The organism is Rahnella sp. BCC 1045, assembly GCF_019049615.1.
GTDB classification, from domain to species: Bacteria; Pseudomonadota; Gammaproteobacteria; order Enterobacterales; family Enterobacteriaceae; genus Rahnella; species Rahnella contaminans.
In genome coordinates this window covers 1-8,208 of the sequence record NZ_JAFMOZ010000065.1, presented here as the reverse complement: position 1 = coordinate 8,208, position 8,208 = coordinate 1, and the positions used below count along the sequence as shown (strand labels likewise).

At 48.7% G+C, this 8,208-nt stretch carries 11 protein-coding genes; all 11 read left to right on the top strand.

Annotation, left to right across the window (positions count from 1 at the left end; all coding sequences use genetic code 11):
• The first annotated feature begins 1,072 nt into the window (after window positions 1–1,072).
• The 11 genes from J1782_RS00590 to J1782_RS00540 all read left to right on the top strand — a co-directional run bounded on the left by J1782_RS00590 (window position 1,073) and on the right by J1782_RS00540 (window position 8,195).
• Complete coding sequence (locus tag J1782_RS00590; protein ID WP_217151984.1) at window positions 1,073–1,972, top strand: integrase domain-containing protein; 900 nt, start codon at window positions 1,073–1,075, stop codon at window positions 1,970–1,972.
• 19 nt (window positions 1,973–1,991) lie between these two features.
• Entirely contained in the window at window positions 1,992–2,453 is a 462-nt protein-coding gene (locus J1782_RS00585; protein ID WP_254302867.1) for a hypothetical protein, read from the top strand.
• Between the two features lie 431 nt (window positions 2,454–2,884).
• Window positions 2,885–3,337 (top strand): hypothetical protein, encoded by a 453-nt coding sequence (locus J1782_RS00580; protein WP_217151982.1) that lies wholly within the window; start codon window positions 2,885–2,887, stop codon window positions 3,335–3,337.
• Window positions 3,338–3,437: 100 nt separating this feature from the next.
• Window positions 3,438–3,767, top strand: a complete 330-nt coding sequence (locus tag J1782_RS00575; protein WP_217151980.1) for a hypothetical protein — start codon at window positions 3,438–3,440, stop codon at window positions 3,765–3,767.
• 78 nt (window positions 3,768–3,845) lie between these two features.
• Entirely contained in the window at window positions 3,846–4,451 is a 606-nt protein-coding gene (locus tag J1782_RS00570; RefSeq protein ID WP_217151979.1) for a hypothetical protein, read from the top strand.
• Between the two features lie 66 nt (window positions 4,452–4,517).
• A complete protein-coding gene (locus tag J1782_RS00565) occupies window positions 4,518–5,519 on the top strand; it encodes an ArdC family protein (RefSeq protein WP_217151973.1) in 1,002 nt (333 codons plus the stop codon).
• Between the two features lie 11 nt (window positions 5,520–5,530).
• Window positions 5,531–5,815: a TA system toxin CbtA family protein gene (locus J1782_RS00560; RefSeq protein ID WP_217151971.1), complete on the top strand. Its 285-nt coding sequence runs from the start codon at window positions 5,531–5,533 to the stop codon at window positions 5,813–5,815.
• A gap of 101 nt (window positions 5,816–5,916) precedes the next feature.
• Window positions 5,917–6,843, top strand: coding sequence for a DUF1281 domain-containing protein (locus J1782_RS00555; RefSeq protein WP_217151969.1), 927 nt, complete (start codon window positions 5,917–5,919; stop codon window positions 6,841–6,843).
• Between the two features lies 1 nt (window position 6,844).
• A complete protein-coding gene (locus J1782_RS00550; RefSeq protein ID WP_217151967.1) occupies window positions 6,845–7,180 on the top strand; it encodes a DUF5983 family protein in 336 nt (111 codons plus the stop codon).
• Window positions 7,181–7,273: 93 nt separating this feature from the next.
• Window positions 7,274–7,624 (top strand): DUF3085 domain-containing protein, encoded by a 351-nt coding sequence (locus J1782_RS00545; protein ID WP_217151965.1) that lies wholly within the window; start codon window positions 7,274–7,276, stop codon window positions 7,622–7,624.
• Between the two features lie 97 nt (window positions 7,625–7,721).
• A complete protein-coding gene (locus J1782_RS00540) occupies window positions 7,722–8,195 on the top strand; it encodes a hypothetical protein (protein WP_217151963.1) in 474 nt (157 codons plus the stop codon).
• Window positions 8,196–8,208 lie beyond the last annotated feature (13 nt).

The window sequence follows — 8,208 nt, the reverse complement described above, 5'->3', positions numbered from 1 at the left end:
CTATAGCGAGGAGGTGTTTATTAACGGGGGAACTTATTTGTCGGAAATAATTTCTTTAGAAATAGAACTATGATGTGACTTTTTTATTATAAGGTTTTGATGGGCATCAGAAAAAAGTCTAAAAATTATGTCAGAAGTGAATCATAATTGTAATAACCATTTTATAATGGTCGTTATAATTTTCACTCGCAGGCCCAGCCTTTATAAGTTCGTTGTCTTGCATATTTCTCTTATCCCAATTATGATTTGATCGCTTTACCGTTGCTTTGTGCAACATGCCAATGCCCTGGTGATTTGAGAGGGGCGCCTTCGGGTGATCACATGCCAATGCCACCACAACCTGAGAGGTGGCGCCTTCGGGCGGTAATCTCGTTTAACCTTTGAAAACGAGGATCGTTTCGACGATTAAGGCCTCCTTCACAACGTCCTGCATTGCGCAGGTTCCCTCTGCGCAGAGTTCCTCTGCGATTGTTTACTCGTTTCTCTTTGATGCTTTGACGTCAGCTACCGGTTGCGAACTTTGCGGACAGTGGGTATGCCAATTTGAAAATTTGGCATCTTCCACGTACGCATTGAGAGCAGAGGAGCGCGGCGTCACTTGTGTTCGAGTGAAACGAGAACCAAGTGACGCGCGCTAAAACGCGTCCTGAACGCGCTATTCACGCACTTGTCTGTCAATCACTACAACGTGAAACGAAGTGAGAATACGAACGTCATGTCTTTCAACCCAGTGATAAAACGTAAAAACGAATTATCGCATTGTTATTTAAGGATTAATTATGTAATGAGATACCGATTCGGCGATGTCATTCGAGGATGACATCGGGGGCGACCTGGAAACAGGTACAGCGAAAGCTGCGGTCAGTGTAGAACACTGATTTGATACCTCTCAAAACCTCAACACTTTGCACTTCCCTGGTGCTCAGGTACTCATTACGACGCAGGACGCGCAACTTCAAACCGTGCCACCAGGGGGATGCGGGTGTAGTTTCCTGTCGTGTTCACGGCACGCCAGAAAACTACATCTGCTCGTAATAAGGTCTTTCGTAGAATCACGAGTGAGGAAATGCAGATGTCGAGACGCGAGAAACAGCTAAAACAGGATTTGGTTACCCAAATCCGCAAAGGGGGGGGGAGTTTTAAAAAACAGGATGATTATTCCAGGATCATGCTTCGGTTTGCTGAACGTCTGGTTGAACTGAATATACAGATAAGCTCCGTCGCGCAACTAAAGGTCCGGCATATTGAGATGTATATGAATAGCCGTGGATCTGATGATGTATCAAAAAGAACGCGTCAGAATGAAATGTCTGCCATCAGAGCCATGCTATATCAGGCTGGTAAGCATAAATTGGCTGCACCTGATAATGAGCGGCTTAATAATAAAGTACTGGGCATTGCCGGTGCCAGCCGGACGGGGACGAAAAAATCTGTTTCAGATGAGCGCTATGATTATATTTTGCAGCAAATAGAGAAAAAGGATGAGGGAGTTGCAGCGGCGGTAAGGTTATCGCGATATCTCGGTTTGAGAAATGAAGAAGCTATTCAGTCTGCCAAATCATTAAAAACCTGGCTAAACGCATTACAACGAGGTGATAAAAGCCTTAAGGTAATTTTTGGGACGAAGGGCGGTCGGGCGCGTCAGACGACCATTATTAATCGTGAGAAAGTGATGGATGCCGTTAAACGTGCTGTGCACTATGCCCAGGAACATAATGGAAAGGTGATTAATAAATCTGATCTGAAATCAGCGATGGATTTTTACAGAAATACATTACGCACCGAATTGACAGGGGGAGACGAAACCCCCCACAGTTTGCGTTACAGTTATGCGGAAGACGCCTTTAATTTTCATCTTTCTCATGGCTTCAATAAAGAAGAGTCTCTTGCATTAACGTCAATGGATCTTGGTCATGGGGATGGCCGGGGAACATATATTAAGAATGTTTATTGTCAGTCAATTATGGATTAATCATTTAAAGAGGTCTGTGATGAATAAGCAACGCGCCACAAAGCATGCATCTTACGATGTAATTATTGATAGGAGTGATTTTATCATGATGAACGTATTGTCGGTCACTTCAGTGAATGAAATTACGCTTTCGGATAACCCTCCAGTTGAAATAAAATTACGCGTCATATGTTTATCGCCGGTTAATGAGGTCGATACATTTGCGACAATTAATCGACATTTCGATGATGGTGAGGATTTCGATTATGAATTTACCTTCAGTGAAAGTGGGTTTGTGTTCAACGGTTCCTTTATTATGTGCGACCAGGTGAATATTGAGAACATGAAACCTGGTGAGTATAAAATCCCGCTTTCCACCAGGATAAAGACGCTGCTTAAAAATGACACCTATCATTCCCTGAGTGAACCCGATTCAATTATGGTGGATGCCTGGTTTGGCGACCGGTGCGAAACGAAAAAAATCAGTTGGGTAAAAGATTAGTTGCCTTTTTCAATGTCATAAAAGTTATGCGAATATTAGGCTCTAGTGGCATTTCGACTGAGGAGCTTACCTCCTGGGCTTATAGTACAACACGGGAAATTCTTTGCGTTGACACTATTGCCGGGGGTGTGGGGATTGTGTACGATTAATTTGCTAACGTTGTCTCTGACAACTGCCAATGTTCCGGTGATTTGAGAGGAACGCCTTCGGGTAATCACATGCCAATGCCATCAAAACCTGAGAGATGGCGCTTTCGGGCGGTACTAAATCTGTTTAACCTTTGAAAACAGAGACCTTCGGGTTAAGGCCACTTTCACTGCGTGGTTTCACCACAACCTCAACGTTCTATCCTTCTGATATTCATCATTCTTAATCCTGCTGGGACTCTGCTCCCATTGGGCATGGTTCCGCCATTTTTTAAAGGAACCATCATGAAACCTAATACCTGTTACTGCCTGAGCGTACTGAGGCAGTCGGTTATTTCAAAAAGTACTTTTTTAACTTTCATTTCCCATCTTGAAGGCGAGTTGATGACCGCTGGTGTGTTGATCCGGTTGAATCTTTTCAATGGCTCAGCCAATCCGGATGAACTGGGGTGGGAACCTGATGATGCACCTTTCTTTTACGGCGGCCGGGTTATTGGCCAGGCAACAGCTTTAGGGATCATACCTGAGGCATTTTCCAGGGAGTTTATTCCTGAACTTATTGCGATCTGCCATTCAGCTTTTCGGTCTGGAATATGGACGTACGGATTTAATGTTGGAGTTACCGAATCGGGTAAACCAGGTTGCTCAGGTTGGCCTGAGGATGACTTCACATACAGTCCTACCTTTTACAATTATGTCACCTGGATTGAGTTTCTTCGTGAACAGGATTGCCTGTAACACATGAATCAATTTCTGACTGTTAACTGACCACCCATGCGGGGAAAACTTCCCCCCGCTGGTGGTGAAGGTTTCTCCGCTTTACTGCAGGAGAAACACCATGAAAATTATCATTTCAATTTTGAAGAAAACCGCTGTTGCCCTGGAGCATTATTCTGCTGCCCTGGGACAGAATGACAACGACTGGTTTACCAACCGTTCCGGTCAGTTAAGTTTCCGTCCCGAGATTTTTAAAAACGGGAAGGGGCAATTTACTGCGTCGGTGGCGTGCCGGACAGGTTGCAGTTCCCGTGACTGGCAGGTACAGCGTTTTGGTACATGTGGCCACTGGCGTTCTGCCCGTAAAGCCAGGAAAGCTGCCCGAATAATGGCTCGTGACCTGGCCTTGTATCGTTATCGTTTTAGCGACGGTGCGTTTAGCGCAGCGTAACGGCGACTTTTCTGACAACACTTCCCGGAGAGACTTCCTCCCGGGAAGTTTCTCCTGTTAATCACAGGAGTATTTATCATGTTCCGGTTTACTTCAGGTTCTCTGCGTAAAGCGTTAACACTTCCATCCGGCCTTAATAAGCCGATCACACTGGAAAATGGCTATGGCTTTTACATCCGGGCTGAGGATGAAAAACAGCCAGGATATATGAACATGGCCTATGCCGAGGGTTTTGACCCCAGGCGAGACGATGGCTGGGAGGAAAAGATTAGCGAGATGCTTCCCGGTATCGATTATTCCTTCACCTTCTTTATTGCTCACGCTGTGAGAGAGGCGATCCTCAACGACCATCATGACTTTTTTGTTACGCCCCTGGTTTCAACCGTAAAGAGTGAAACCCGGCCGCCACAAAAAGTCTTTATCCCGATTGCTGAGTATCGAAACGGTATCGAACGGATGTTCGATCAGTCGCATAAACACTTCCATGCCTGCGTAGGCCGCGGGGAAAAAGCGGCCTGGCGTATGACGGCTTTGTATGTGCTCGACGACGTTATCCGGACCGATTGCCGGCGCGCAAAACCGGCTGACCGTGAACAGTTTGGCCGGGCGTTTTCCCGACTCAAAGAGCGTATCAATTCGGTGACACCGGCGGGGGACATTATCACCCCTAAATTCACGCACTAATTTTCAACCACTCCCAGTGGCGTATCCCGCCGCTGGCCGGGATACGCCTTTTTTAAGGTTTATCCCATGAAAAAACACACCTCAGCCCGCAGGGCACCCAAAACTGAACGTGCAGACCTGTACCAGCAGGTGACGGACAAGATCATTGCGGCTCTTGAGAAAGGCACCGCTCCCTGGCGTAAACCCTGGCGCGCTGCTCAAAAGAGGACCGGCAGCAGTTTGCCGGCGAATGCTTCAACGGGCAAAGCATACAGCGGGATAAATATCCCACTGCTTTGGATGGCGGCGGAGGAGCGTGGGTTTAGCTCTGACTGCTGGCTCACCTTCCGGCAGGCGCAGCTCGCCGGCGGACACGTCCGCCCGGGAGAAACCTGCAGTCTTGCTGTCATTTTCAAGCCGTTTGAAGTCCAGGCAGAAGATGGCCAGGGCATCAAACTCACTGATGATGACGGCAAACCCGTTATGGAACCCCGGACGATGCTCAGGCCTTTGCAGCTGTTTAACACGCAGCAATGCGATGATCTGCCGGCAGAACTTTACGGTACCCCCTCAGCGATGTTAACGGAGGCGGAAGTGGAGACGGCTTCCGTACCGGTGATGAACCGTGTGATTGAGATATTCAACGCCAGCGGTGTCACCGTCAATTTTCGTGAGCAAAACCGGGCGTATTACCGTCCGGCCGTAGATCAAATAACGATGCCAACGTCGGGCCAGTTTTTTACTGAGGCCGATTACTGGTCAACGTTACTTCACGAACTGGTGCATGCCAGCGGACATCAAACACGTCTGAACCGTGAAGGGATAACCTCGTCGACCCACAAATTTGGGGATCCGGTGTATGCGTTTGAGGAGTTGATTGCCGAGATGGGCAGCGCCTTTCTCTGCGCTACGCTGGGCGTATACGGAGAGGTGCAACATGACAGCTACGTCAGTGGCTGGCTAAAAGCCCTTAAAGAAGACAAAAAAGCGCTGTTCCGGGCATGCCGGCAGGCGCGGGAGGCTTCAGACTTTTTGCTGAATCTGAAGTCCGACATTGGAAATACATTAACGGCCCCGAAAGTGGCCTGACGGAGAGAACAATGCTGACACCACAATTTTGGCAGGCCACCGCATCCATGTTGCTGGCCAGGCACTATGGCCTGACGCTGAATGATACTGACTTATGCGACGACGCCTGCGTTGAGACGTTGCAAAAAGCCGGAGTCAAACCCTTTGAAGCGATTAATGACCTGGTGGACAAGTACCATCTGACGCACCTTAACGATTCTGATTATCTGCCACACTCGCCGTATCTAAGTGCAGCAGATGAGCTGATTGCCGGCCTTGAGGCCGGTGCAACACTTGGGATAATTAGCCACCCGTAATACGGGTCTGATAATGATTTAACCGTTATACCACCCATCGGGGGAGACCTTCCCCGATGGGAAGGCTCCCTCTTTTGATGTTCAAAAGAGGAGAAGTGACTATGTTTGAATGGTGCAAAAACCGCCTGGAAATTGCCGGACGTTCCGTGTTTATCGACGTCATGCAGCAGTGGGTGACGGGTTCTGAGGCCCCGTTATATCGCCATGCGGTACAGCAGAGCATTCAGCTGTTCCTGGCCGGTGCTGCCGGGATACTCAAACCGGTTAAAAATGTGGAATACCTGCCTTTCCCTGGCCTGGTATCTCATGGCACCGGGCCGGCTATTGCGTCCAATCTGGCTTTCCAGCACTGGTTGGAGTTGCTGCAAAAAGACGCTGTGCTAAATCAGGATACTATCAGGCAGATTGACCGTATCTGGACACAGTCGGGGCTGAGCGCCGTCAGATGGGAAACAATCCCACTGGCCGCACGCCAGATAATGACGCAGCTGATAACCCGGCAATACGTTGACTGGTTTGGTGTGGCCACCTGGTCATTCCATATTGACGGCGAAGATTGCTGGAACAAACTGGGGGAAAGACCCGAGCGCGCCTGCCAATGCGACATGCTGATGATTATCCCTTCCCGGCTCGCGGCGGAACTGAACGGTAACAGCCGTCTGCTGGCAGGAATGTCCGGCACGGGAAGTCTGTACAGTCGTATTCACGGAATGGAGTGGCCTTGTGGGCATAACGTTCTCTGGTATCGCGACCGTATAAACAGTTTACGTCTGGAGTTTGATTCACCGTCCTACCCGCCTTCCAGCGAACTGATGGGGGAGATCTCAGCGGTATTTGACTGTGAGATCCGCCACTGGTATCAGGAGCCGGTCAACGGCGTTCGCGGTTATGACTGTTATGACCGGGGAGACCACGTTGACAGCGGCAAGTATGGCACAGGACCGCTTTCAGCTCAGTTGATGGCGTTTCCGACCGAGGTGCTGCCGGTGAACGAACAGGCCGGCGAATCTCAGGCGAGGGAGGCCTAAAATGACCCACACCAACGACGAAACACAGCCTGTGGAGCTTTACCAATATGTTGTTTGCAGTACCGCGCACCTGACTGAACAAGATGCTGAATTGTTCGACCGCCTGGGGCATCAGCGGTGCGAGTGGGGGGATGCCGAATGGATCCACCTCACGGGTACCGGTTATCTGGTGCGTCTGAGCGCTTACAACTTCCCGCAGCTTGAATTAAAGAAGCGGGGTTTTTCTAAAGATGCGCGCCGGCTGACCTACATACTGATGAAGCGGCTCAATGTTTCGCTTATTCACTTTGACTGCTGTGGTGAAGTGCTGACCGGGTTTGCCGTTCACAACTGGTAAATCCGGGCTCTGTCCGACATCGCTTTAAACTAACCCCCGGGGGGAAATCGTCCCCCGGGGTGATTTTCCCCTAACTTTGTTAAGGTGGAAATCGTGCTGATTTTTAAAAATGCTGTCCTGAAGCCTGTTATGGAAGAATTGCAGGAAAAAGGCGGTAACTTACTGTTTGTAAAAGATACGGGCATTTATCTGATGGCGGAGAAGGGGGCGTATCGGGACGGACGCAAGGTGAACATAGCCTATGCGGAAGACTTTGATCCCCGGCTACCTGAAAACGAGGACTGGTATGAAAATGCCGGCCTTGAGGTGGGCTACGATGATTTTGGCGAATCCTTCGGTCAGGACTGTTGGGGAACATTTATCAGACAGGTCATTGACCTGGGATACGATGTTTTTATCGAAGTGACTGAAAACAAGATCCGGGCTGGCTATATCAAGCCTTAACCGTAAACAAACTTAACCGGAACGTTGTTCCGTTCTTAATTAACCATCCTGAAGGGGAAATATCCCCTTCAGGGCATATTTCCCCGGGAGATATGCGATGAACATCATGGTTGACCACAAGAAGCAATTTATATCCCTCTTTAACGTAACTGCCCGCTATCACCACCGGCATAAGGTTTTTCGTGACTTCATTACCCTGGCCGCAGTGTCGATTCACAATGGTATATGTTTTAGTGACGAGCTGGAGCGGGAATACATGGAGACGGTTCGCCAGTATGAGGCAAAAGATGCTGAGCGGATGGCCATGTTACTGGCCGAGGTGGTGATGGGGCTTGAAGCCGGAAGCGGTGATTTTCTCGGCACACTTTACATGCAGCTTGAGCTGGGTGATTCAGCTCGTGGCCAATTTTTCACACCTTATGGACCTATGTTAACTGTTATGAGTAATAAAGATTCATTAAATCATAATGTTATACTAATTTTTATTTATAACAGTTCTGATACTGAATATAATGCAATGGCAAAGTGTATTAGGTCTGTCCTCACCGGCACTACCATGCAGTGCCGGTGAGGATGTCTTAATA